The sequence below is a fragment of the Mycolicibacterium austroafricanum genome (assembly GCF_902705885.1).
GTDB lineage: Bacteria > Actinomycetota > Actinomycetes > Mycobacteriales > Mycobacteriaceae > Mycobacterium > Mycobacterium vanbaalenii_A.
Window position 1 is genome coordinate 181,931 of record NZ_CACSIP010000067.1, and the last position, 23,252, is coordinate 205,182.

At 68.6% G+C, this 23,252-nt stretch carries 21 protein-coding genes; 7 read left to right on the forward strand and 14 right to left on the reverse strand.

Annotated features, from left to right (window positions below; genetic code table 11):
* The first annotated feature begins 1 nt into the window (after window position 1).
* Complete coding sequence (locus BEMPMBAN_RS30690; RefSeq protein ID WP_159235225.1) at window positions 2-661, forward strand: TetR/AcrR family transcriptional regulator; 660 nt, start codon at window positions 2-4, stop codon at window positions 659-661.
* A complete protein-coding gene (locus tag BEMPMBAN_RS30695) occupies window positions 658-1,734 on the forward strand; it encodes a phosphotransferase family protein (protein ID WP_159235226.1) in 1,077 nt (358 codons plus the stop codon). The genes BEMPMBAN_RS30690 and BEMPMBAN_RS30695 overlap by 4 nt, the downstream gene beginning before the upstream one ends.
* Here the strand turns inward: BEMPMBAN_RS30695 and cbiE are convergent.
* Together cbiE and BEMPMBAN_RS30705 are read right to left on the reverse strand one after the other, a co-directional pair.
* The gene (gene cbiE, locus BEMPMBAN_RS30700; protein WP_159235227.1) at window positions 1,712-2,902 is read right to left on the reverse strand and encodes a precorrin-6y C5,15-methyltransferase (decarboxylating) subunit CbiE; all 1,191 of its coding nucleotides are present in this window, start codon (window positions 2,900-2,902) and stop codon (window positions 1,712-1,714) included. The two genes, BEMPMBAN_RS30695 and cbiE, sit on opposite strands and share 23 nt — an antisense overlap.
* 60 nt (window positions 2,903-2,962) lie before the next feature.
* The gene (locus BEMPMBAN_RS30705; protein WP_159235228.1) at window positions 2,963-3,721 is read right to left on the reverse strand and encodes an SDR family NAD(P)-dependent oxidoreductase; all 759 of its coding nucleotides are present in this window, start codon (window positions 3,719-3,721) and stop codon (window positions 2,963-2,965) included.
* 35 nt (window positions 3,722-3,756) lie between these two features.
* On the opposite strand from BEMPMBAN_RS30705, the gene BEMPMBAN_RS30710 reads away from it, so the two are divergent.
* On the forward strand, window positions 3,757-4,182 hold the full coding sequence (locus BEMPMBAN_RS30710) for a F420-dependent biliverdin reductase (protein WP_159235229.1): 426 nt from the start codon (window positions 3,757-3,759) through the stop codon (window positions 4,180-4,182).
* 6 nt (window positions 4,183-4,188) lie between these two features.
* Here the strand turns inward: BEMPMBAN_RS30710 and BEMPMBAN_RS30715 are convergent, their stop codons facing one another.
* On the reverse strand, window positions 4,189-5,316 hold the full coding sequence (locus tag BEMPMBAN_RS30715; protein ID WP_159235230.1) for a M24 family metallopeptidase: 1,128 nt from the start codon (window positions 5,314-5,316) through the stop codon (window positions 4,189-4,191).
* Window positions 5,317-5,394: 78 nt separating this feature from the next.
* Between BEMPMBAN_RS30715 and BEMPMBAN_RS30720 the strand changes: the two genes are divergently transcribed.
* Window positions 5,395-6,363 (forward strand): 5'-3' exonuclease, encoded by a 969-nt coding sequence (locus tag BEMPMBAN_RS30720; RefSeq protein WP_159235231.1) that lies wholly within the window; start codon window positions 5,395-5,397, stop codon window positions 6,361-6,363.
* A gap of 10 nt (window positions 6,364-6,373) precedes the next feature.
* Here BEMPMBAN_RS30720 and BEMPMBAN_RS30725 read toward each other — a convergent pair whose 3' ends face one another.
* The 6 genes from BEMPMBAN_RS30725 to BEMPMBAN_RS30750 form a co-directional block, all read right to left on the reverse strand.
* The gene (locus BEMPMBAN_RS30725; protein WP_159235232.1) at window positions 6,374-7,168 is read right to left on the reverse strand and encodes a DUF4333 domain-containing protein; all 795 of its coding nucleotides are present in this window, start codon (window positions 7,166-7,168) and stop codon (window positions 6,374-6,376) included.
* Between the two features lie 56 nt (window positions 7,169-7,224).
* Window positions 7,225-10,044 (reverse strand): DEAD/DEAH box helicase, encoded by a 2,820-nt coding sequence (locus BEMPMBAN_RS30730; protein WP_159235233.1) that lies wholly within the window; start codon window positions 10,042-10,044, stop codon window positions 7,225-7,227.
* A complete protein-coding gene (tatC, locus tag BEMPMBAN_RS30735) occupies window positions 10,028-10,978 on the reverse strand; it encodes a twin-arginine translocase subunit TatC (RefSeq protein WP_159235234.1) in 951 nt (316 codons plus the stop codon). Before tatC ends, BEMPMBAN_RS30730 begins: the two co-directional genes overlap by 17 nt.
* 73 nt (window positions 10,979-11,051) lie before the next feature.
* The gene (tatA, locus tag BEMPMBAN_RS30740; RefSeq protein ID WP_159235235.1) at window positions 11,052-11,318 is read right to left on the reverse strand and encodes a Sec-independent protein translocase subunit TatA; all 267 of its coding nucleotides are present in this window, start codon (window positions 11,316-11,318) and stop codon (window positions 11,052-11,054) included.
* Window positions 11,319-11,348: 30 nt separating this feature from the next.
* Window positions 11,349-12,335 (reverse strand): helix-turn-helix transcriptional regulator, encoded by a 987-nt coding sequence (locus BEMPMBAN_RS30745; protein ID WP_159235236.1) that lies wholly within the window; start codon window positions 12,333-12,335, stop codon window positions 11,349-11,351.
* A gap of 101 nt (window positions 12,336-12,436) precedes the next feature.
* Window positions 12,437-13,438: a helix-turn-helix transcriptional regulator gene (locus BEMPMBAN_RS30750; protein WP_159235237.1), complete on the reverse strand. Its 1,002-nt coding sequence runs from the start codon at window positions 13,436-13,438 to the stop codon at window positions 12,437-12,439.
* Window positions 13,439-13,609: 171 nt separating this feature from the next.
* Between BEMPMBAN_RS30750 and BEMPMBAN_RS30755 the strand changes: the two genes are divergently transcribed.
* Complete coding sequence (locus tag BEMPMBAN_RS30755) at window positions 13,610-14,200, forward strand: class I SAM-dependent methyltransferase (RefSeq protein ID WP_159235238.1); 591 nt, start codon at window positions 13,610-13,612, stop codon at window positions 14,198-14,200.
* A gap of 134 nt (window positions 14,201-14,334) precedes the next feature.
* Here BEMPMBAN_RS30755 and pafA read toward each other — a convergent pair whose 3' ends face one another.
* Window positions 14,335-15,693: a Pup--protein ligase gene (pafA, locus tag BEMPMBAN_RS30760; protein WP_159235239.1), complete on the reverse strand. Its 1,359-nt coding sequence runs from the start codon at window positions 15,691-15,693 to the stop codon at window positions 14,335-14,337.
* A 102-nt stretch (window positions 15,694-15,795) separates the two neighbouring features.
* Between pafA and BEMPMBAN_RS30765 the strand changes: the two genes are divergently transcribed.
* Window positions 15,796-16,074 carry a DUF7162 family protein gene (locus BEMPMBAN_RS30765; RefSeq protein ID WP_159235240.1) on the forward strand — a complete coding sequence of 93 codons (279 nt, stop codon included), beginning with the start codon at window positions 15,796-15,798 and terminating at the stop codon, window positions 16,072-16,074.
* Window positions 16,071-17,684, forward strand: a complete 1,614-nt coding sequence (locus tag BEMPMBAN_RS30770) for an alpha/beta hydrolase (RefSeq protein WP_159235241.1) — start codon at window positions 16,071-16,073, stop codon at window positions 17,682-17,684. Before BEMPMBAN_RS30765 ends, BEMPMBAN_RS30770 begins: the two co-directional genes overlap by 4 nt.
* Before the next feature lie 17 nt (window positions 17,685-17,701).
* On the opposite strand, the gene BEMPMBAN_RS30775 is transcribed toward BEMPMBAN_RS30770, so the two are convergent.
* From BEMPMBAN_RS30775 to BEMPMBAN_RS30790, 4 genes are read right to left on the reverse strand one after another with little or no spacing between them, the layout of a single operon-like run.
* The gene (locus BEMPMBAN_RS30775; protein WP_159235242.1) at window positions 17,702-18,481 is read right to left on the reverse strand and encodes an IclR family transcriptional regulator; all 780 of its coding nucleotides are present in this window, start codon (window positions 18,479-18,481) and stop codon (window positions 17,702-17,704) included.
* A 49-nt stretch (window positions 18,482-18,530) separates the two neighbouring features.
* Window positions 18,531-19,670: an aromatic ring-hydroxylating oxygenase subunit alpha gene (locus BEMPMBAN_RS30780; RefSeq protein ID WP_159235243.1), complete on the reverse strand. Its 1,140-nt coding sequence runs from the start codon at window positions 19,668-19,670 to the stop codon at window positions 18,531-18,533.
* On the reverse strand, window positions 19,667-20,800 hold the full coding sequence (solA, locus tag BEMPMBAN_RS30785; protein ID WP_159235244.1) for an N-methyl-L-tryptophan oxidase: 1,134 nt from the start codon (window positions 20,798-20,800) through the stop codon (window positions 19,667-19,669). Before solA ends, BEMPMBAN_RS30780 begins: the two co-directional genes overlap by 4 nt.
* Window positions 20,801-20,805: 5 nt before the next feature.
* A complete protein-coding gene (locus BEMPMBAN_RS30790; RefSeq protein ID WP_159235245.1) occupies window positions 20,806-23,250 on the reverse strand; it encodes a GcvT family protein in 2,445 nt (814 codons plus the stop codon).
* Between the last annotated feature and the right edge of the window lie 2 nt (window positions 23,251-23,252).

Consider the following 23,252-nt stretch of genomic DNA (forward strand, 5'->3'; position numbering starts at 1 on the left):
GGTGCGGTCGCCGACCGACCGGCGCCAGCCACAAAAGAGCGATCTGCGGCGTAGCGCGATCCTGGAGTCGCTGGACCATCACCTGCGCGAATACGGCTTCGACGGCGTCAACATCGCCGATGTCACCAAGCGCGCCGGGGTCACCCGCTCGGCGTTCTACTTCTACTTCGAGAACAAGGCCGCTGCCGTGGCCGCGCTGCTGGAGCCGATGTACGACGACGGTTTCGTCGCCAGTGACATACTGACCGGAACCGCGGAGCCGCCGCGATGGCGGATTCGCGCAATGGTGGAGGCGCTGCTCGACACCGTCGAGCACCATCGCTACCTGTTGCAGGCGATGCTCGACGCCAGGACCACCAACCCGGCGATCCGTCAGGTGTGGGACGACGCCCGGGAAACGTTCGTCCCCGCCGTCGCGGCGATGATCACCGCCGAGCGGGATGGCGGACGCGCACCCGACGGCCCACCGGCGGAGGTGATCGCCGCCATGCTGCTGGAGTTCAACGACCGACTGCTCGAGCGCTACACGATCGGCGGCAGGCTCAGCCGACAACAGCTCAGCGAGGGCGCCGAAGCCGTCTGGTTGCGCACGATCTACGGCCACGTCGATGTGACGGGGCAAGCGCGGACTTCCGCAGACCAGAAGAGGGCCACATCGTGACCATCCCCCGTAATCCGGCCGACATTACCCCCGACTGGCTGGGCTCGGTGCTGGGCGCCGACGTCTGCGGTGTCGAGGTCACGGCCATCGGTACCGGGCAGACCGGTGCCACCTACCGGGTCAGCGCCACCTATGCCGACGCCGCCGGATCGGCGGGGCCGCCGCCGGCCACCTTCGCCGTGAAGCTCCCCGCCCAGGATGACGCTGTGCGCGAGCGGGTGGCGCTCGGGTACCTCTCCGAGGTCGAGTTCTACTCGGCGATCACCGCCAACGTCGCGATCCCGGTGCCGGGTTGCTTCCACAGCGAGATCTCCTCCGATGGAGCAGATTTCGTGCTCCTACTGGCCGACATGGCACCCGCCGTCCAAGGCGACCAGATCGCCGGCTGCAGCCACGCCGAGGCGACGCTGGCCGTCGAGGCACTCGCCGGTCTGCACGGACCGAGCTGGGGTGACCGGCGCTGGTTCGACCTGCCGTCGATCGTCATGCCCAAGCCCGGAGACGCCGACGCCGCCAAGGGACTCGGCGACATCGCCGTCATGGCCGCAGACATCACACTGGACAAACTCGGCGGCTCGGTCAGCGACGAGGATCGCAACACCCTGACCACCGCGATGAGCCTGGTGACACCGTGGCTGCTCGCGGAGCCGGACCGGTTCTCGCTGATGCACGGCGACTACCGACTCGACAACCTGCTGTTCGATCCGGATCGGACCCGTGTCACCGTCGTCGACTGGCAGACCGTCGGACTCGGTCTGCCGGCCCGCGACCTGGCGTACTTCACGGCGACGAGCCTGTTGCCCGAGGTCCGGCCGACGGTCGAGCGCGACCTGGTCGAGCGTTACCACGCAGCGCTGCTCGGCTACGGCGTGACCGACTACGACAGCGAAACATGCTGGAACGACTACCGTCTCGGGGTCCTGCAGGCGCCACTGCTCACCAGCCTGGGTTACGCGTTCGCCTCGTCCACCGAGCGTGGCGACGAGATGATCCTGACGATGCTGCACCGCGGATGCCGTGCGATCCGCGAACTCGGGGCGATCGAGCTGATCAGGTCCTATCAGTCGGCTTGATCGCCGACCACTGGGTCACCGGCATCGCCGCGCGCCAGCCGGTGAACGAACCGACCGGTTCGCCGCGGTAGTGCTGGAACCGCCGCAGCTCGCCGCCGACACGGGAAAACCACTGCGCCAGTATCGATTCGGACTCCACGGTCACCGCGTTGGCGACCAGCCGTCCCCCGGCGGGGAGCTTCGCCCAGCACGCGTCGATCAGGCCTGGCTGACTGACTCCGCCGCCGACGAAGATCACCGTGGGCAGCTCAGCGGATTCGAACGACTCCGGTGCGCCCGCCGCTGTGTTCACGGGTACACCGAATGCGGCGGCGTTGAGGACGATTCGGGAACGGCGGGTGTCGTCGCGTTCGAATGCCAGGGCACGACAACCCGGTCCGCTGCGGCACCACTCGATCGCGATGCTTCCCGAGCCGGCCCCGACGTCCCACAGCAGCTCTCCCGGCCGTGGCGCCAGCGCCGCCAGCGTGGCCGCGCGGATGGCCTGCTTGGTGAGCTGCCCGTCGTGGGCGAACATGTCGTCGGGCAGTGTCGCGTACCGACGGTCGTCGGGCAGGTACTTCACCGCCATCACGTTGAGGTCGTCCACATCGCCCGGCGGCCGATTCGCCCACTCCCGTGCCGTCGACGTGCGTCTCAGTTCCCTCGGACCTCCGAGCTGCTCGAGCACGGTCAGCTCCGAGTCACCGCGCCCGGAGTCGGTCAGCAGCCCTGCCAGCGCCCCCGGACTCGACCGGTCGCGGGACAGCACCACGGCCTGGCCGCCGCGCCGCACCGCGCGGGACGGATCTGAGGTCACGAGGCTGATCACCTCGGTGTCCTGCACCGACCATCCGACGCGTGAGCACGCCAGCGTCACCGACGACACGTGCGGGAGCACCGCGACCCGTTCGGCGCCGTACTCCCGGATCAACGTGCTCCCGACACCGTGCAGCAGCGGATCTCCGCTGGCGACCACATGGACATCCGCGTCGACATCCTTGAGCAGGGTGCGCAGCGCGGGCAGCATCGGCGACGGCCAGGGCCGCCTGACCGCCGACACACTGCCGTCGAGCAGGTCGAGTTGGCGCGGCGAGCCGTAGACCACCGTCGCCCTGGCCAGTTCGGCGCGCGACCCGGGAGCCAGCCCGGACATGCCGTCGGCGCCGATGCCGACCACGACGATCATCGCGGCCCTCTGCTCTTCGCGCGAGCGCTCATCGCCGCCCTCTGCTCTTCGCGCGAGCGCTCATCGCCGCAACCTGCGCCACATCCACTGCGGCAACATCTTCATCCCGAGAAACACCGGCTTGAGTATCCACGGCACCCACACCGTGCACCGGCCCCTGGCCAGCGCACGCACCGTCGCGTCGGCAACCTGCTCCGGCGTGCTGGAGAACGGCGCAGGCGTCATGCCCTGTGTCATCCGCCCGACGACGAAACCGGGCCGCACCAGCAGCAACCGCACCTGCGAACCGTGCAGCGCGTCGGACAACCCGCTGCAGAACCCGTCGAGGCCGGCCTTGGCCGACCCGTACACGTAGTTCGCCCGTCGTACTCGGACCCCGGCGACCGAGGAGAACGCCACGATGGCCGCTCCCCGGTCTGTGACCACCGACCTCATCGTGTCCGCCAGCACCGTGAGCAGGCTGACCTGTGCCACATAGTCGGTGTGCGCGATGGCGGCCGCGTGCCCGGCATCCCTCTCGGCGCGGGCTTGATCACCGAGGATCCCGAACGCCAGCACGGCGGTGCCGATGGGGCCGTGCTCGGCGACGATCCCGTCGACCACGCTGCGGTGCGACTCGAGGTCGTCGGCGTCGAACGCCACCGTGTGCACGGCTGTGGCTCCGGCCTGCGCAAGCACCGCGGTCTGCGCGTCGAGGTCGTCGGGCCGGCGCGCGGCCAGCACCACAGTGGCGCCCGGAGCCAGCCGACGCGCCACCTCGACACCGATCTCGCTGCGGCCCCCGAAGACGACGAGCAGCCCCCCAGACGTGTCCTTCACGTAACTGATTATGTCCTGCGCTAGCGTGGTCACCGATGGCTACACCGGGCCGCAAGGCAACCACTCGGCTGACCAACGACGCGCTGGCGTTCCTGACCGAACGCCACCTGGCCATGCTGACGACGTTGCGGTCGGACCAGTCCCCGCACGTGGTGGCGGTCGGGTTCACGTTCGATCCCAAGACCCACATCGCGCGGGTCATCACCTCCGGCGGTTCGCAGAAAGCGGTCAATGCCGACCAGCGCGGCGTGGCCGTGCTCAGCCAGGTCGACGGCGCCCGCTGGCTGTCCCTGGAGGGCAAGGCCACGGTGCACACCGACATCGACGCCGTCCGCGACGCCGAACTGCGTTACGCCCAGCGCTACCGCACCCCCCGTCCCAACCCGAAACGTGTGGTGATCGAAGTGCGGGTGGAACGAGTGCTGGGATCGTCGACCCTGCTCGACCGCAGCGAACAGTGAGCCCGGTCAGGACACCGGAACCACAACAAGCTCGTGCGGTCGGTTGTTCACCGACAACGCCCCGTCAGCCGTGACGATCACGATGTCCTCGATGCGCGCCCCCCACTGCCCCGGAAAGTAGACGCCCGGCTCGACCGAGAACGCCATCCCCTCCTGTAGCGGCAGCGAGTTGCCCGCCACGATGTAGGGCTCCTCATGCACCGACAAGCCGATGCCGTGCCCGGTGCGGTGCACAAACGCCTCTGCCAGACCCTCCGCGGCCAGCACGTCACGGGCGGCAGCGTCGATCTGCTCGGCGGTGACCCCAGGCCGGACGGCGTCGACCGCGGCGCGCTGCGCCCGCTGCAAGACCGCATACCGGCGGGCGACCTCGGGATCGGGTTCGCCGAGACTGTAGGTCCGGGTGGAGTCGGAGTTGTAACCCGGCTCGTACGGCCCCCCGATGTCGACCACGACGATGTCCCCGGCTCGGAGTTCGCGGTCAGAGCACTCGTGGTGCGGGTCCGCACCGTGCGGACCCGATCCGACGATGATGAATGCGACCTCTGAATGCCCCTCGGCGACAATGGCTTCGGCGATGTCTGCGGCTACGTCCGCCTCGGTGCGCCCCGGAACCAGGAACTCCGGCACCCGTGCGTGTACCCGGTCGATCGCAGCGCCGGCCTTGCGCAGTGCGTCGACCTCCGCGGGATCCTTCACCATCCTCATGGTGCGCAGCACCTCGGTGGCCAACACCGGGACCACCCCCAGCACGTCGGCCAGCGGCAGCAGGTGCAGCGCGGGCATCGCGTCGGTGACCGCGACGGAGACGGGGCCACCGCCGAGTGCCTGCGCCACCAACGAATACGGATCCTCACCGTCTACCCAGTCGCGCACCGTGACCCCGAGTTCGGGTACCGCGGATTCCTGCAGTGACGCCAGTTCCAGGCGCGGCACGACGATCGTCGGGTCCCCGCTCGCCGGCAGCACCAGAGCGGTCAGCCGCTCGAAGGTCTGGGCCCGCGATCCGACGAGATACCGCAGGTCGTACCCGGGCGTGATCACCAGGCCGGTCAAGCCGGCGGCAGCGGCGGCGCGGGCTGCGTCGGCCATGCGCCGGGCGTAAACGTCTGAGCTGAAACGACCTTGCGTCATACCGTTCAGGCTAAACCGTCGGCGGCGGCGACTGCTCGCGCGGGAAACCGCGAAACCTCCGCCTGGCAGGATGACCGCATGAATGATGCTCCCCTGTTGCTGCTCGACGGTGCCAGCATGTGGTTCCGGTCGTACTTCGGGGTCCCGTCGTCGATCACCGCGCCGGACGGACGACCGGTCAACGCCCTGCGGGGTTTCCTCGACGCCGTCGCGACGCTGATCACCAGGGAACGACCCCAGCGGCTGGTGGTGTGCCGGGACGACGACTGGCGCCCGCAGTGGCGGGTCGACCTGGTCCCGTCGTACAAGGCGCACCGGGTGGCATTCCCAGCCGACCCGGCGACCCCCGACGAGCCAGATGTCGAGGAGGTGCCCGACGAGCTGACCCCGCAGGTGGACATGATCATGGAGATCCTCGACGCGTTCGGGATCGCGACCGCGGGAGCGCCGCAGGCCGAGGCCGACGACGTGCTGGGCACCCTCGCCGAGCGGGAGCGACACCACCCGGTGGTGGTGGTCAGCGGGGACCGCGACCTGCTACAGCTGGTGCGCGACGAGCCGGTTCCGGTCCGCGTGTTGTACCTCGGGCGCGGCTTGGCCAAGGCGGTCACCTACGGACCCGACGAGGTCGCACAGACCTACGGGGTGCCCGTCGAACGGGCGGGCCCGGCATATGCCGAGTTGGCGCTGTTGCGCGGAGACCCGTCCGACGGGCTGCCCGGTGTGGCGGGCATCGGTGAGAAGACCGCGGCGACGCTTCTGGGGCAGCACGGGTCGCTGGAACGGATCCTGGCGGCCGCCGCCGACCCGGCCTCCAAGCTGGCCAAGGCGCACCGCACCAAACTGCGGGCCGCCGAGGATTACATCGCCAGGGCCGAACCCGTGGTGCGGGTCGCGACCGACGCCGAGGTCACGATGAGCACGACGACCGATGTGCTGCCCCTGGTGGCCGCGCATCCGCGCAGAGTCGCCGAACTCGCCCAGCGCTACGGCGTGTCGTCGTCGATCGGGCGGCTGCAGAAGGCCCTCGACGGGCTTCCCGGCTGACCCGAACGGGCTAGCGCGGACGCCCGACCTCGTAGGTTCCGTTGTCGTCCTGGAACGTCACCGTCACCTGACGCTTGGTGCCGTCGATGCTGACCTCACAGGTGAAGGTGTCACCCTTCTTCACCGTGGGACTCACGCCGTCATTGCACCTGACGTCATTGACGTTGGTGGCGCCGTAGCCGTTGGTCTCGTCGGTGAGGATCTGCTCGACGCCGTTCTGCGCTGCGTCGATGTCCAGCGTGGTCGTCACGAAGAAGCCGGGCTTCCAGAAGCCGAGCACCAGCACCACCGCGACGACGACCACTGCGAGCAGGCCCACGACACCGCCGATGACGGCCATCGAGCGCTTCGACCCGTCCTCGCCGCCGGGGGCGGGGTAACCCCCGGGCGGGTACTGGCCGTACTGGCCGGGCTGTTGCCCGTACTGGCCGGGCTGCTGACCGTAACCCGGCGGCTGACCGTACTGCTGGCCGTACTGGCCAGGCTGACCGTACTGTCCGGGCGGGGGGTAACCGCCCTGGCCGTACTCAGGTGGCTGCTGGCCGTACTGCTCGCCCTGCGGGTACTGCGGCGGGTACGCCGGCGGCGGCTGGGTGGGCTGCTGGTACTGCGGATACTGCTGCGGCGTGTACGCCGGCGGCTGCCAGGACGGCGGCTGCTCGCCGCCCGGGGCTTGCGGCTGCTCCGAGCCCGAAGGCGGCTGCCATCCCTGATTGCCGGCCGAGNCGGCCGGCGATTCCTCGCCCGGCCCAGGCTGCTGACCCTGCCACGGCTGCGTCGGGTCAGATCCCTGCGGTCCGCTCATTTCTCTCCTTGCTCGTCCGCGACTGATATGCCGGTTTCTGGCCTGCTGGGCACACCCTACCCCGCATCAACAGCTACGACGCCGCGCCGAACGTCGTTGATCGCGCGTTTCGCGGTCGTCCGCAACGCCGCTGACGGAGCCGCATTACGGACCTGGTCGGCCAGGTCCAGCACCTGGCGGCACCACCTGACGAAGTCGCCCGCAGACATCGAGGTTCCGGCGCCCGAACTGCCGGCGGCGTCCAACGCGGAGGCGAGGTCGCCGGTGCTCGCCCACCGGTGGATGGCGGCGACGAAACCGGCGTCGGGTTCGCGGCTCTGGCTGATCCGGTGCCGTTGCTCGTCGGCGCGCAGCTCAGTCCACAGCCTGCGGGTCTGGTTCAGCGCACGGCGCAGCCGGCCGGTGGGCACATCGTGCCCGTCCGCCGCGCCGTACCCGTCGCGCCGCGACTCGTAGAGCACAGACGAAAGCGCCGCGGCGAGCTCGGCGGCATCGAGCCCCTCCCAGACTCCGGCGCGCAGACACTCGGCCACCAGCAGATCACTCTCGCTGTAGATCCGGGCCAGCAGCCGGCCGTCGTCGGTCACCACGGGGTCCGCCGCAGCCGCCTCGCCTTCCGGCGTGTCGGCCTCGGCCCCCGTGGTCTGGTCGACTCCGTCGACGGCGATGAATCCGCGCTCGGTGAGCAATACGACGATCCGGTCGAAGGTCTGCGCCAACGAGTTGGTGGCCGCCGCGATCTTCTTGCGCAATTGCTCGTTGTCACGCTCGATCTTGAGATACCGCTCGGCGAGGCGCGCCTTGTCCTCCCGGTCGGGCAGCTGGTGCGCCCGATGCGCCCGCACCCGCTCCCGCAGGGAAGCCAGCTCGGGGTCGATGTCGCGCTCGGGAGGCGGCCCGCTGCGGCGGCCACGCGCCGACGGCGCATCCTTGCCTGCGGCCGCCGACCGCAGGGCCGACGCAATGTCGCGGCGGGCCCGCGGATTGCGGTGCTCAACCCGTTTGGGCAATGACATCGTCCCCATCGGAGCTGACGCCCCCGAGTAGTCCGCCGACGAGATCCGGCCCGCCCAACGGTGTTCGGAGAGCACCAGCGGCCGTGGATCCTCGTCGTCACGTGCGGGCTCGAGCACCACGGCCAGGCCGCTGCGCCGTCCGTGGGTGATGGTGATGATGTCGCCGCGGCGCAGCGCGGTCAGCGCGTCGTTGGCGGCCTGGCGCCGCTGCAGCCGCGAAGCCCGCGACTGCGCACGCTCACGCTCGGAGATCTGGGCCCGCAGCCGCACATAGTCGAGGATCGCCGCGTCACGCCCGCCGAGCTGGGTTGCCAGTTCAGCGAGCAGCCGCTCGCCGCGTTCAACACCACGGACCAATCCCACCACCGATCGGTCGGTCTGGTACTGCGCGAAGGACCTCTCCAGCAGCCGGTGCGCCTGTTCGGGTCCCAGCTGGTGCACCAGGTTGATGGTCATGTTGTAGGTCGGGGCGAACGAACTTCGCAGCGGGAACGTCCGGGTCGACGCCAGGCCCGCCACCTCGGCCGGGTCGACGTCCGGATTCCACAACACCACCGCGTGACCTTCGACGTCGATACCGCGGCGTCCCGCGCGACCCGTGAGTTGGGTGTACTCCCCCGGGGTCAACGGCATGTGCTGCTCGCCGTTGAACTTCACCAGCCGCTCGAGCACCACGGTGCGGGCGGGCATGTTGATCCCCAGAGCCAGTGTCTCCGTTGCGAACACCGCCTTGACCAGGCCCGCGGTGAACAGCTCCTCCACGGTGTGGCGGAACGTCGGCAACATGCCGGCGTGGTGGGCGGCCAGGCCACGAAGCAGCGCCTCGCGCCATTCGTGGAAGTCGAGCACGACCAGATCGGAGTCGTTGAGGTCGGCGGTGCGACGGTCCACGATCTCGGCGATCCGGCTCCGCTCCTCCTCGGTGGTCAACCTTAACGACGAACGTAGGCACTGCTTGACCGCGGCATCACAGCCTGCCCTGGAAAAGATGAACGTGATGGCCGGCAGCAGGCCGCCGCCGGCGAGGACGCCGATCACCTCCGGCCGCCCCGGCGTGCGGTACAGGCTCGGCCGACTCGTCCGGCCACGACCCCGCGGCTGCCAGTCGGCCAGCCGGTCGGCCTCGCGCCGATGTGAGATGTGGCGCAACAGTTCCGGGTCGACCAACAGGTCCCGTCCGGCCTTCGCCGGACCGGAGGATCGGTAGTCGAACAGGTCCAGAAGCCGCTTGCCGACCATCACGTGCTGCCACAGCGGCACCGGACGGTGTTCGTCGACCACCACCGTGGTGTCGCCCCGCACGGTCTGGATCCAGCCGCCGAACTCCTCGGCGTTACTCACCGTCGCCGACAGGCTCACCAGGCGCACGTCCTCGGGCAGATGCAGGATCACCTCCTCCCAGACCGCGCCGCGCATGCGGTCAGCCAGGAAGTGCACCTCGTCCATCACGACGAAGGAAAGACCTTGCAACGTAGGTGAATCCGCGTAGAGCATGTTGCGAAGCACTTCGGTGGTCATCACCACGACGTCGGCGTCGCCGTTGATCGCCTGGTCGCCGGTGAGCAGACCGATGCGCTGCGGGCCGTACCGGCGCACCAGGTCGGTGTGCTTCTGGTTGCTCAGCGCCTTGATCGGCGTGGTGTAGAAGCACTTCCGTCCTGCTGCCAGCGCGAGGTGCACCGCGAACTCGCCGACGACCGTCTTGCCCGCCCCGGTGGGCGCACAGACCAGCACCCCGTGGCCCTGCGCGAGCGCCTCACAAGCACGACGCTGGAAACCGTCCAGCTCGAACGGCAGGAGGGAGACGAACTCGGCGACCTCAGGGAGGTCTCCGACCGACGGCTCAGGTCGCGTCGTCATCAACTACGAGCCGCGACGGGGTGGGCACGGCCGATGGCGCTTCGATGGTCTCGGCGGGGCCGATCGGCGCCGCCTCGTCGTCGGCGACCTCCGCGAGCCGGGCACGCCGCGCCTTGCGCCGGTCGTTGAGCCGGGCCACCTGGATGGCCAGTTCCAGCAGCAGGGTCAGCGCCAGCGCCAGCGCCAGCATCGAGAACGGATCCGAGCCCGGGGTGAAGAACGCCGCGAAGACGAACAGCCCCATGATCAGTCCCCGACGCCAGGCCTTGAGCCGCTCGTAGGTGAGCACACCGACGAGGTTGAGCATGATGATCAGCAGTGGGAACTCGAAGCTGATGCCGAACACCAGCAGCAGGTTGATCAGAAAGCCGAAGTACTGGTCGCCCGACAGCGCGGTCACCTGGACGTCACTGCCGACCGTCAACAGGAAATCCAACGCCGTCGACAGCACCACATAGGCCAGCACTGCGCCTGCGACGAACAGCAGTGCCCCGATCGTCACGAAGACGGCGCCGAAGCGGCGCTCATTGCGGTAGAGCCCGGGGGTGATGAACGCCCACAGGTGGTACAGCCACACCGGGCAGGCCAGCACCAGACCGGCTGTCAGCGCCACCTTCAGCCTCAACATGAACTGGTCGAACGGCCCTGTGGCCAGCAGGCGGCACTCGCCGTCGGGCGTGATGTTCGCCCGTGCGGATTCCGGCAGGGCACAGTACGGCCCGCGCAGCCAGTCACCGAGGCTGGGCATCCCGAAAATGCCGTGGGTGTACCAGAGGAACCCCAGGATCGTCGTCACCACGACCGCCAGCGCGGCCATCACCAGCCTGCCGCGCAGTTCGGTGAGGTGCTCGACCAGCGACATCGTTCCGTCGGGGTTGGCCCGGGAACGTCGCTTACGCGGGTCGAGCTTCTTGAGGAGTCCGGGAATTTGCACGGAGGTGGCCTAGGTGCTGCTCACAGGCGCGCAGTCACGTCGCGGACGCTGGGTCCGCGACCGGCATGACTGGTCAGGCTGTGCGCTTGTCCGACGACGGGTCAGGTGCTGCCTGGGTCGAGGTGCCGCCCGGGCGTTCTGCCGGGTCCTGGACCCGTTCCGAAGAGATCTGCGACGGTGCATCCGGCTTGGAGTCCGCCTGCATCTCCTTGATCTCGGACTTGAAGATGCGCATCGACTTGCCCAGGGAGCGCGCCGCGTCCGGGAGCTTCTTGGCACCGAAGAGCAGCACGAACACGGCGATGACGATGACCCAGTGCCAGGGTTGTAGACCACCCAATTTGCTTACCTCCAGACGTCTGGGCCGAGTCTACTCGTTTGACGACTCCGTGCCGACTCGATACGCATCCAGTGCGGCGGCGGCGGACCGTCGGACCAGCTCGGCCAATTGCTGCGGCTCGCGTACCCGCACCGCCGAGCCGAATCCCAGGACGAAGCGCGCCATCCACTCGTCGGAGGCGTAGGTCATCGCAGCCTCGCAGGAGCCGTCGGGGAACTCCCGCAGCACCCGCAACGGGTAGTAGTCGAACATCCACGACGCCGAACGGTCGACCAGCAGCGTCGCCGTGGGCAGGGAGGGATCGGCGGTGTCGGGATCGAACAGCGAGGTGTCCGGGCCTGCCTGCACCGCAGGCGGCGGCGGCACCGAGGGCTCGTCGAGGACCCTCGCGTCGACGATCCGGTCCAGCCGGAACAGCCGGACGCCCTCGGCCGACCGGCACCACGCCTCCAGGTAACTGTGGTCGGCGACGAGAACGATGCGGATCGGGTCGACGACGCGGCTCGAGAGCGCGTCGTGTGACGCCGAGTAGTACTCGATGGCCAGCGCCCGGTCGGTGCGCACCGCGGTTCGCACCGACGCCGACGCCTCGCTCTCGATCGGCGCCCGCTCATCGACGGCGGCGCCCTCGTCCTCGTGACCGGCTTTGCCCGTCGCGGACTCGATTTTGGCGATCGCGCTGCGCGCCGCTTCCGGATCGACCATCCCGGGCACGTCGAGCAGCGCCCGCAGCGCCACCAGCACACCGGTGGCCTCCGGCGAGGTCAGTCGCAACGGATGGTCGATACCGGCGGTGAAGGTGACCTCGATGGTGTCGCCGGAGAACTCGAAGTCGATCAGATCACCCGGCCCGTAACCGGGCAGGCCGCACATCCACAACTGGTTGAGATCGTCGCGCAACTGTTTGACGCTGACACCGAGGTCCGCGGCCGCCTCCGTGTAGGTGATCTTCGGATTGGCCTGGAAGTACGGCACCATGTTCAGCAGCCGAACCAGCCGCGTGCTGACGGCGGTCATGCGCGATCCGCCTTCGCTACTCGCTTCGCGGTCACGCGCGATCCGCCTTCGCTACTCGCTTGGCGGTCATGCGCGATCCGCCTTCGCTACTCGCTTGGCGGTCATGCGCGATCCGCCAGCCCGCTGGCCTGGGCTTCCAGCCGCGCCATCACGTCGTCGCGCAGCGACGCCGGTTCCAGCGCCACCGCATCGGCTCCATAGCTGGCGATCTCCCGCGCCACCCGGTCGAACATGTCGATGTCCAAGTCGATCTCCTCCCCCGCGCGCCCGGCCAGGGTTCTCCGGCCGACGATGATAGCCCGCCGGCGGAGCGCCGTTGCCCGGCCGTCGGCGACCCAGACCCTGGCCTGTCCAGCCGTCGGCCAATCACCGACCACCCTGTCGACGATCTCCCGCAAGTTCAGACCCGCAGGCCTGCGGACCGCGCCTGGTTCGCCGATCGGGGTCACCTGCGCGCCGATCCGTGAGAGCCGGAAGGTGCGCACCGCGTCGCGGTCCCGGTCGTGGCCGACCAGATACCAGCGTCCCCTGTCGGTGACCACACCCCAGGGTTCGACGGTTCGGGTGACGTACGGTTCGGTGCGCGACGGCCGGTGCGGGAACTGCACGATGTGACCGGAATCGATGGCGGACAACAGGATTCCGAGGACCTCCTCGGAACCCCGCAGACCGGGCATAGCCGCGGTCGAGGTGATCGCGACGTCGTCGTGCGCCGCGTCGATGTCCACCCCGGCCGCGCGCAACTTCAGCAGCGCGCCCTGGGTGGCGGTGATGAGTTCGGGTGACTCCCACAGCTGCGTCGCCACCGCCACCGCCGCGGCCTCGTCGGCGGTCAGCTCCACCGCAGGCAGAGCGTAATCCTCGCGGCTGATCCGGTAGCCCTCCGTCGGATCCGTCTGCGAAACCCGCCCGGTCTCCAACGGGATGCCCAGATCACGCAGTTCATTCTTGTCGCGTTCGAACATCCGGGAGAACGCCTCGTCGCTGGCCTCCTCGGAGTACCCGAGGACCGTTTCGCGGATCCGGTCGGCGGTGATGAACGTCCTCGTGGACAACAACGCGATGACGAGGTTCATCAACCGCTCGACTTTGGAGATTCCCACGGCTAGAGCTTAAGGGGCGTCGGCTATCCCGTAGGACGGCCGCTGCGGCGGGTTGCCACCGCGCCGAGATCCGACTTTTGCAGCAGAAGTGCGAGTAACAATGTGCACAACTCGGTTCTCGTCAGCCGGGTGCCACCGGGGACGCCGCCGCGCGTCTGACAGGATTCGGCCGTGAGTTCCCGATGGCAGCAGTCCGACGCCCCCCGCGGGCAGGACTATGACGCCCGCTGGCAGCGCCTGGCCGCCTCCGGGGCCGGCGTGCACGGCGAAGCCGATCTCCTCGAGGCGCTGCTGCGCGAGCAGGGCGGGACCGAGGTGCTCGATGCCGGTTGCGGGACAGGCAGAGTCGCCATCGAACTGGCCGCCCGTGGCTTCTCGGTGGTCGGGCTCGATCTGGACCCCGAGATGCTCAGCGCAGCCCGTGCCAAGGCGCCGGACCTGACCTGGATCGAGGCGGACCTCGTCGACGCCGACGCGCACCTGGGCAGGGTGTTCGACGTGGTGGCCCTGGCGGGCAACGTGATGATCTTCGTCGGCAAAGGGACCGAAGGCCGGGTCGTCGAGCGGCTGGCCGCACTCCTGAAGCCCGGCGGTCTGTTGGTGGCGGGGTTTGCTTTGCGCGAGGACCGGCTGACGCTGTCGCGCTATGACGAGCTGACCGCGGCGGCGAACCTGGAGCTGGTGGACCGCTGGGCCACCTGGGACAGGCAGCCGTTCACCGGAGGCGACTACGCGGTGTCCGCGCACGCGAGGAGCGAATAAACAGCCGCGCACGCGAGGAGCGAATCAGCAGCAGCGCACGCGAGGAGCGAATCAGCAGCAGCGCACGCGAGGAACGAATCAGCAGCAGCGCACGCGAGGAGCGAATCAGCAGCAGCGCACCGCGCCTGAGTGCCCTACATGCTGGCGATGAGCCGCTTCACCCGCTCGTCGACCGACCGGAACGGGTCTTTGCACAGCACGGTCCGCTGCGCCTGATCGTTGAGCTTGAGGTGCACCCAGTCGACGGTGAAGTCGCGGCCGGCTTCTTGCGCGGCGCTGATGAACTCGCCGCGCAGCTTGGCCCTGGTGGTCTGCGGTGGGGTGTTGACCGCGGCCTCGATCTCCTCGTCGGTGGTGATCCGCGCCGCCAGCCCCTTGCGTTGCAGCAGGTCGAACACGCCGCGGCCACGTTTGATGTCGTGATAGGCCAGGTCGAGCTGACTGATCTTCGCGTCCGAGAGCTCCATGTTGTAGCGGTCCTGATACCGCTGGAACAGCTTGCGCTTGATCACCCAGTCGATCTCGGTGTCGACCTTGGCGAAATCCTGACTCTCGACGGCGTCGAGCTGCCGACCCCACAGATCGACGACCTGCTGGATCTGCGTGTTGGGTTCGCGGGTCTGCAGGTACTCCACTGCGCGGGAGTAGTACTCGCGCTGGATGTCGAGCGCGCTGGCCTGCCTGCCACCGGCGAGCCGCACCGGTCGTCGCCCGGTGAGGTCGTGGCTGACCTCGCGGATCGCCCGGATCGGGTTGTCCAGCGAGAAGTCGCGGAACGCCACACCGGCCTCGATCATCTCCAGCACCAGCGATGCCGAGCCGACCTTGAGCATGGTCGTGGACTCACACATGTTCGAGTCGCCGACGATGACGTGCAGCCGCCGGTATTTCTCGGCGTCGGCGTGCGGCTCGTCGCGGGTGTTGATGATGGGGCGCGAGCGGGTGGTCGCGCTGGAGACGCCCTCCCAGATGTGCTCGGCCCGCTGCGACAGGCAGAACGTCGCGGCCTTCGGCGTCTGCAGTACTTTGCCGGCGCCGCAGATGAGCTGGCGGGTGACCAGGAACGGCAGCAACACGTCGGAGATGCGGGAGAACTCGCCGGCACGCACGATCAGGTAGTTCTCGTGGCAGCCGTACGAATTGCCCGCCGAGTCGGTGTTGTTCTTGAAGAGGTAGATGTCACCGCCGATGCCTTCGTCGGCGAGGCGCTGTTCGGCGTCGATCAGCAGGTCTTCGAGCACCCGCTCGCCGGCGCGGTCGTGGGTCACCAACTGGGTGAGGCTGTCACATTCCGCGGTGGCGTACTCGGGATGGCTGCCCACATCGAGGTACAGGCGCGCGCCGTTGCGGAGGAAGACGTTGCTACTGCGGCCCCACGACACCACCCGCCGGAAGAGGTAACGGGCGACCTCGTCGGGACTGAGCCGGCGATGGCCGTGGAACGTGCAGGTGACACCGAATTCGGTCTCGATGCCCATGATTCGTCGCTGCACCTCATCGAGACTACTTGTTGCTCGCGAGGACGGTGGCCGCACCACGCCAGACGCCTGTGGATAACCGGGGCGCGTGGGTCACAGAATCTGCCAGCATGAGCCATGGGCGAAACCGCATCAGTGGATGTCGAGCGCCTGCGAAGGCTCGCCGACGCCACCTCCACGGCGGCCGCGGAGATCGCCGACACGCGGTGGCCGGAGCTGGAAGCCGATGCGCTGCGCGGCTCCGCGGTGAGCGCCGGCGTGCGATCCGGGCCGGTCGCGGACCAAGTTCGCGAGGTCGCCGCGAGACTGCGGGAGTGGGCCTCGGCGGCGCGGACGTCGGCTGCGACGTTCGAACGCACCGACGCCGTCAACGGCGACCGGTTCACCACCGGATGAACCGCCCGACCGTCTCGCAGGCGCAGGCATGGGAGCCGGCGGCGCTGCACCGGCTCGCCGACGACTGGGACGCCGCCGCCCGGCGATTCAGCGACCAGGTCGACGCGGCCGTGGCCGCCGCGCGCCGAAGTGGCGATCACTGGACCGGTGCGGCCGCCGAGGCCGCCCGCCGGCAGGTCGAGCTCATCGCCGGAGGCTCCGCCTCGGTGGTGCGCAGCCTGGTGACGGCGGCGGTGGCCGCCCGCGACGGCGCAGACCAGCTGGCGGCGGCCCGTTCAGAGGTTCTGACCTGGGTCGACAAGGCCCTGGAAGAGGGTTTCGCGGTTGCCGACGACGGTTCAGTGTCCGTCGATGCAGCGCCCGTGCCGCTGTTGATCCAACTCGCAGGTGGTGACGGGGCGGTGGCCGCCGGACTACTGGAAACGCGTGCCGCCGAGCTGAGTGAACAGATCGGTGAGGGGCTCGGGCGTCTCGGCGCCGCCGATGCCGACACCGCCGGTGACATCGCCGACGCGTTGGGACTCAGCCGCGCCCAGCCGCCCCTGGCGGCAACCGTTCCTGCCGGGGCCTGGCCGGTACGGGCGGTCGATGTCGTCGACGCCTGGCCCGCGATGAGTCAGGACCGGATCTCCACGCAGATCGCGGCGATGACGGCTTCGCAGCGCGACCGCCTGGTCGCGGAGTTCCCCCGGCAGGTGGGTAACACCGACGGGGTCCCCTGGCCGATGAGGATCGCCGCGAACCGGCTCAACATCGCCGACGCGATCGCCGCCGAGGACGGCCGCGCCGCCGACAGCCGGCGGCGGATCGCCCTCTACCGCGGCCTGCTCGCCGAGATCGACGACCCGGTGGGCACCGACCGTCGGATCCAACGTCAGATTCTGGCGTTCGATCCGGCCCGGGCCGCTCTGGTCGAGCTGAATGGGCAGCTCTCGACTGCCCGCGGGGTCGCGGTACTGGTTCCCGGGGTGAACACGACGATCGACGATTCGGCGGCCAACACGGCCACCGCCCGCCGGTTCGTCTCCGCCGGCCGCGGTGATGTCGCCGTGATCACCTACCTCGGCGGACCGTTCCCACAGGTGCGGGATCCCGCGGCGGCGTTCCTCCAGGCCGCCGACCCGCGGTTCGCCCTGAACATGGCGCCCGGGCTGGTGGCGTTCAGTGAGGACGTCGACCGGGTGGTGGACGACGGCGTCGCGGTGACGGTGATCGGCCACTCCTACGGCGGGTCGATCGTCGGGACGGCCGAGGCGCTCGGAATGACATCGGACCGCACCCTGTTCCTGGCCGCGGCCGGCGCCGGGGTGGGCGTCGACGATCCCGCGGACTGGCACAACCGCAATCCTGACGTGCTGAGGTTCTCGATGACCGCGCCAGGCGATTTCATCGAAGCCGTCCAGGGCATACCCGGCGGTCCGCACGGGGCCGATCCCGACGAGATGACCGGCGTGATCCCTTTGCGCACAGGTCGTTACGACGACGGCCGACCAGTGTGGGGGTGGCCGGCCCACTCCGGGATGCTCAATCGTCCGTCGGATGCGTGGCGGACGATCCTCGCGGTGATCGTCGGCGATTCCCAGACTCTGCGGCACGCAACTGCTGGTTGACCGCGGCGAGGCGTCGCTCAGTCGCGAGCGATCCAGCCCAGGCGGCGGCTGATGGCGTCCGCCGCGTCGATGGTCAACTTGGCGACCTCTTCGAACCGCTCCAGCCCGAGACGGTACGAGGGGCCCGAAACACTCAGCGCCGCAACCACTTGCGAGTTTGCATCGTAAACCGGAGCCGCGACGGCGTTGAGGCCGACCTCGAGTTCCTCGGACACGCTGGCCCAACCGCGTTCCCGCACTTGCGACAGCTGCTCCTGCAGCTCCGTCGTGCTGGACACGGTGGTGTCGGTGAAGGCAGCCAGCACGTTACCGAGCCGGGACCGGACGTCGGCGGCATCCAGCCCGGACAGCAGAACCTTCCCGCTGGAGGTCGCATACGCCGGGCAGCTCTGGCCGACCCAGGTCCGCAGCGTGATCTCGGCGGGGCCGATGGCTTCGACGATGTTGACGATGCGGTCACCGTCGAGCACCGCGAGGTTGGCCGTCTCGGCCACCTCGATGCTGAGAGCCTCACAGATGCCCTGGCTGAGCCTGGCCATGTCCAGTGCGGCGCTGCTCGCGCGGGCGAGCCGGGCCACCGCGAAACCCAGCCGGTACTTGCCGCGCTCGGCGACCTGCTCGACAAATCCGCGCGCCTCCAACACCGCGATCAGCCGCGAGACCGTCGACTTGTGCACGCCGAGTTCGTCGGCGATCTCGGTGACCCCCGCCTGGCCCAGCTCGGCCAGGAGCTCCAGGACCAGCAACGCGCGGTCGACGGACTGTACAGCGGCGGGCGAACTGTCACGCTTGACCATTGCTGCTAGACCTTATACGCCCTGTCACCGAAGCTGCCGTAAGCGGTCGTCAGCCGAGAATGGACACTACCCACTCATGGAACTGCGCAATGTGGTGTTCGGCAGGCACGAGCACTCCCCCGCGCCGGTAGGCCCTCGATGACATGGCGGGCTGGGTGCGTTCGCAGGCGGCGAAATCCTGCACGTTGACCCTGTGGAACAGCTCTGCCGAGCGTGCGATGTCCGGCTCGCAGGCGAGGACGTCACCGGTGTAGAGCCAGTCGCATTCCACGACGGTGCGATCGGCGGCCATCGGGTACATGCGGTGGAAGATGACATGGTCGGGCACCAGGTTGATGAACACCGTCGGTTTGACGGTGATAGCGAAATAGCGTCGGTCCTGCTCGTCGGTGATACCCGGCAGACGGTCGAAGCCGGCCTCTCCGCCCACCGTGAATCCGGCTACCTGCGAACCGAATTCGCTGCCGAGACCGATGTTGGCCTGGGCCGCAACCCCGCGCGCGAACTCGGGTACGACGTCGACCAGCTCGGGGTGAATGGAGCTGCAGTGGTAGCACTCCATGAAGTTCTCCACGATCAGCTTCCAGTTCGCCGCCACGTCGTAGACGACCCGGTGACCCACGTCCAGACCGCCGATGCCGTAGCGGTTGATGGCATCCGGGTCGCCGAGCGTCCGGGTGGCGTCGGCGACGACCTCCTCGAACGCAGGCGGGGTGTCGGACAGGCATACCCAGGCGTAGCCGAGCCATTCGGTGAGCGCCACCGGGACCAGGCCGTACTCGTACCGGTCGATCGGCGCGCCGGAACCGTCGGTCAGTGCACCGATGTTGGGCGCAGCCGTCAGCTTGCCGTCGAGCGCGTAGGTCCAGGAGTGATACGGGCAGCGCAGGCTGCGCTTCACTTCGCCTTCGGACTCGGTGCACAGCTGGGCGCCGCGATGCCTGCAGATGTTGAGAAAGGCGCGAAGCAGACCGTCGCGGCCCCGCACCAGCAGCACGCTCTCGCGACCGACCTGCACCTTCCTGAACTTGCCCGGCAGCGCGAGATCCGCCGACCGGGCGGCGCAGAACCACATGTCCTCGAAGATGTGTTCCTGCTCCGCGGCGAAGACGTCGGCGCCGGCGTAGTAGTGGCCGCCGAGGGTGGCACGCAGAGCCGGCGCGGCCAGGGGCGAAAGATCTCCGGTCATATGCTCACCAGTCGCTTCGGGTCGAACAACGAGATCGGATGTCCGGTGCTGCCGTCGATGGCGAGGTCGGCGAGGATCTCGCCGACCACCGGGACGAACTTGAAACCGTGGCCGGAGAATCCGCACGCGACGGTCACGGACGCGCACTCGGGATGCCTGGCGATCACAAAATTCTGATCGGGGGTGTTGGAGTACATGCAGGTCGCCGACTGCAGACACCGACCGTCCAGGGCGGGAAGCAATTCTGCTGCGCGTGTCCGCATTTCACGGACCTCGTGGTCGTAGACGGTGCGGTCGATGGTGTCCGGGGTACACACCACGCCCTTGCGGAAGAACGCGACCTTGACACCGCCCCGCGCGCCGTCGATGGCGGGGAAGCCATAGATCTGCATCCCGTCGGCACCCTCCTGGATGAAGATCGGGTGTTCGGCGAACGGTGCGGCGCCCCCGATCGGGTCGAGCCAGTAGAGCACCTGGCGCTCGATGGTGATCGGGATACCGAATTCGGTGAGCAGCTGCGGCGCCCAGGCGCCGGGACAGATGACCAACTGTCCCGCCGCGTAGGTACCGCGCCCGGTACGCACCGTCACCCCGGAAGCGGTCTCGGCCCATTCGAGAACTTCCTCGCCGAACTGCAGGGTGGCGCCGGCCTGTTCGGCGAGACCGAGATGGGAGGCGACGGTCAGTTCTGGACGTGCGAACCCCGCCATCTGCTCGTAGAGCGCGATGTCATCGGCGCCGGGAGTGAAATTCGGGTAGCGGGAACGGATCTCGCCAGCATCGAGCACCTCGTGTGGAAGCCTCCAGCGAAGGCTTGCGGTGAGGCTACCCGCGACGGTCTGGCAGTCCGGCGGGCCGATGAACAGTCCACCGGTGATCCGGTACACGTCGCGCTGCGAGTCGGTGGCGAGCTTGTTCCACAGCTCGTATGACCGCAGCAGCAGCGGCACATAGGCGGGGTCCTCGAAGTAGGACTGCCGGATGATGCGGGATCCGCCGTGGCTGGAACCCTTATCGTGGGCGGGGGTGAACTTCTCCAGGCCGAGCACCCGCTGCCCGCGCGCAGCGAGATGGTACGCGGCAGCGCTGCCCATACCGCCGAGCCCGATGACGATGACGTCGTATCCCATGTTTCCTACCTCTTGATCCGGGCCATCTCGGGGTCGACCACCGGTTCGGCGTGTACGACGGCAGTGAACTTCTCGCCGCGGTAGTCGACGGTGACCGCGTCGCCAACGGTGACGCTCGCCGGCAGATACGCGTAGGCGATGGTGCGTCCAACGGTCGCGGAGTAGCCGGCGCTGGTCACGTAGCCGGCACAGCGATCATCGACGAACACGGGTTCCTTGCCGAGCACGGCAGCGTTCGGGTCGTCGAACACGATGCTGCGCAGCATCGCCGCGGGAGTCGGCGCCTTGCACAGCGCCGCCTTGCCGACGAAGTCGGACGCCTTGTCCATTCGCACCGCGAAATCGATACCGGCGGCGGCCGGTTGGTGTTCGGCGGTCATGTCGGTCCCCCAGCTGCGGTAGCCCTTTTCGATACGCAGGCTGTTGAACGCGATCCGGCCGGCGGGGATGATGCCGTGCGCCCGGCCGGCCTGCGCGAGCAGATCCCACAGCGCTGCACCGTATTCGGCGCTGGTGTAGATCTCCCAGCCGAGTTCACCGACGTAGGACACCCGCATCATGGTCACCGGGATGGCATCGAGATAGGTGCGCAGCACCCGAAAGTACCGGAAGCCGTTGTGCGACAGGTCGTCGGGACACAGCGGGGCTACCACGTCACGCGCCGACGGCCCCCACACACCGATACAGCAGGTGCCGCCGGTGACGTCGCGCAGCATGACGTCACCGGGCAGGTGGCGGCTGAGCCAGTCGAAGTCCATCGGCGAGTTGGCGCCGACCTGGAACGTCTCGGTTCCGAGACGTGCCACTGTGAGATCGCTTCGGATGCCGCCGGTTTCGTCGAGCAATAGCGCGTAGGTGACCGACCCGACACTCTTGTCGACGTTGTTGGTGGTCATCCGCTGCAGGAACGCCGCCGCACCGGGGCCGCTGACTTCGTAGCGGGTCAGCGGCGTCATGTCGTACATGGCGACGCGCTCACGCGTCCAGCGCGCTTCGGCCACCGAGATCGGCGACCAGAACTTCGAGGACCATTCGTCGCGCTCAGGAAGGCCCAGGCCGTCGGCCACCAGTCGCTGCGTCAGTTCGTCGTTGACCTGGTACCAGGCCGGACGTTCCCAGCCGCCGCCTTCGTAGAAGAACGCTCCCGCCTCGATGTGGCGCGCGTGGAACGGACTGGTACGAAGTCCACGCAGCTCACCCCGGTACTGGTGCGGATGGATGACGTCGTAGACCTCGACAAAAGCCTGGGAGCTGGTCTGCATGATGTACGACGGGCTGCGCGCCACCTCCTCGAAGCGGTACAGGTCGCATTCGTGGGTGTCGATCGACGGCGTGCCGTCGATGATCCACTCCGCCGTTGCCCGCGCGACACCTGCCGAGTGGGTGACCCAGACAGCCTCGGCGACCCAGAACCCGGGCAGCTCGCGGTGCTCGCCGATGATCGAGAAGCCGTCCGGGGTGAACGAGAAGATGCCGTTGAACGCCTCGTCGAGCTTCGAATCTCCTAACGCGGGAATGAGTTCGGTGGCGGCCGCCCAGGCGGGAGCGAAGTCCTCCTCGGTGAACGGCAGCATCGAGGGCATCGGTTCACCGGCAGTCTCGGCCGACAGCGTGGAGATGTCGACAGGCATCGGCCGGTGACTGTAGGACCCGATGCCGAGGCGGTCGACGTGCTCGCGGAAATAGAGATCCCGGTCCTGGTGGCGAAGGATGGGCAGGCCGGCCTCGGTGAGCTCGTTGTTGCGCCCCACCAACGCCTCGATTTGTCCGGTTCTCCCGTACTGGTGCGCCATCGGCACCAGCGGAAGCACCAGGCCGACCTGGCTGGCGAGCTGCGCACCCCAGAAGCCCGCCGCGCAGACCACGATGTCAGCGTCGATGACACCGTCATCGGTGCTCACCCCGGTGACGCGCCTGCCGTTGTCGACGATGCCGAGCACCTCGGTGCGCGGTCGAAACGTCGCCCCCCTGGCCTGCGCCCGGCGCGCCTGGGCCTCTGCGGCACGCAGCGCCTTGGCCAGGCCGTCGGCCGGGGTGTGGAAGCCGCCGAGGATGTGGTCGCTGTCGATCAACGGATGTAGGGCGACGCATTCGGCCGGTGAAACCAGCCTTCCGTCGATCCCCCACGCCTGTGCCAGGCCTGCCTTGCGGTGCAGGTCAGCCCATCGCTCGGGGGTGGTGGCGAGTTCCAGGCCGCCGACCGGGTTGAACGCCCACCCCTGTGGGTGCTGCAGTGAGCCGAACTTCTCGACCGTGTACTTCGCGAACGCGGTCATGGTCTTCGACGGGTTGGTCTGGAACACCAGCCCGGGAGCGTGCGAGGTGGAACCACCGGTGGCGAACAGCGGTCCTCGGTCCACGACAGTGACGTCGGTCCAGCCGCGCATGGTCAGCTCGTCGGCCAGAGAGGTACCGACGATGCCGGCACCGATCACCACGATTTTGGGCATAG

Coding starts and splice junctions, on each gene's coding strand:
- cbiE (WP_159235227.1), bottom strand. CDS start 2,902: ATGATCGTCGTGGTCGGCATCGGCGCCGACGGCATGTCCGGGCTGGCT.
- BEMPMBAN_RS30710 (WP_159235229.1), top strand. CDS start 3,757: ATGGCTACACCGGGCCGCAAGGCAACCACTCGGCTGACCAACGACGCG.
- BEMPMBAN_RS30715 (WP_159235230.1), bottom strand. CDS start 5,316: ATGACGCAAGGTCGTTTCAGCTCAGACGTTTACGCCCGGCGCATGGCC.
- BEMPMBAN_RS30720 (WP_159235231.1), top strand. CDS start 5,395: ATGAATGATGCTCCCCTGTTGCTGCTCGACGGTGCCAGCATGTGGTTC.
- BEMPMBAN_RS30730 (WP_159235233.1), bottom strand. CDS start 10,044: ATGACGACGCGACCTGAGCCGTCGGTCGGAGACCTCCCTGAGGTCGCC.
- BEMPMBAN_RS30745 (WP_159235236.1), bottom strand. CDS start 12,335: ATGACCGCCGTCAGCACGCGGCTGGTTCGGCTGCTGAACATGGTGCCG.
- BEMPMBAN_RS30765 (WP_159235240.1), top strand. CDS start 15,796: ATGGGCGAAACCGCATCAGTGGATGTCGAGCGCCTGCGAAGGCTCGCC.
- BEMPMBAN_RS30770 (WP_159235241.1), top strand. CDS start 16,071: ATGAACCGCCCGACCGTCTCGCAGGCGCAGGCATGGGAGCCGGCGGCG.
- BEMPMBAN_RS30775 (WP_159235242.1), bottom strand. CDS start 18,481: ATGGTCAAGCGTGACAGTTCGCCCGCCGCTGTACAGTCCGTCGACCGC.
- BEMPMBAN_RS30780 (WP_159235243.1), bottom strand. CDS start 19,670: ATGACCGGAGATCTTTCGCCCCTGGCCGCGCCGGCTCTGCGTGCCACC.
- solA (WP_159235244.1), bottom strand. CDS start 20,800: ATGGGATACGACGTCATCGTCATCGGGCTCGGCGGTATGGGCAGCGCT.
- BEMPMBAN_RS30790 (WP_159235245.1), bottom strand. CDS start 23,250: ATGCCCAAAATCGTGGTGATCGGTGCCGGCATCGTCGGTACCTCTCTG.